The sequence below is a fragment of the Bacillus sp. 22475 genome, assembly GCF_052044835.1.
Taxonomy (GTDB): Bacteria; Bacillota; Bacilli; order Bacillales; family Bacillaceae_G; genus Bacillus_A; species Bacillus_A cereus.
In genome coordinates this window covers 1-409 of the sequence record NZ_JBQENW010000103.1, presented here as the reverse complement: position 1 = coordinate 409, position 409 = coordinate 1, and the positions used below count along the sequence as shown (strand labels likewise).

The following is a 409-nucleotide window of genomic DNA, read 5'->3' as shown; positions in this document are numbered from 1 at the left end:
TTTTTTTTTCTGTCCTTGCGGAACTTTTTTCGGCTGGTTTTTAGCTTTCGCCAAGCCGAACAGACCAAAAACGGGGTTAAGTTGCTCGACTTGGATCAACGATTATACCAGCCGAATCGCCAGTTCTTCCGTTCAAGGTATTCTTCTTTTTCTATATGGAATTAACGCTATGTGGGGTTTCGCCCCCACACGACGAGCCAGCACTCACACCCAAAAACAGGGGAGAATAGCATGATAAAAGATTTTTACACCTTAGAATCACGTTATTATAAAGAAATTTGGTAGTCTTTAATTAGCCTTTAACTTAACCTCAAACTTAAGGGAGATGTATAGATGAACATTGGTAGACAAATACAATATTTTCGTAAACGGGATAATATGTCCCAAGAGAAGTTAGCAGAAAAAATTC

General features: G+C 38.9%; 1 pseudogene. It reads left to right on the top strand.

Annotation, left to right across the window (positions count from 1 at the left end):
* Positions 1 to 333 precede the first annotated feature (333 nt).
* Positions 334 to 409, top strand: a pseudogene (locus ACTJJY_RS32115) (XRE family transcriptional regulator); the annotation flags it as partial.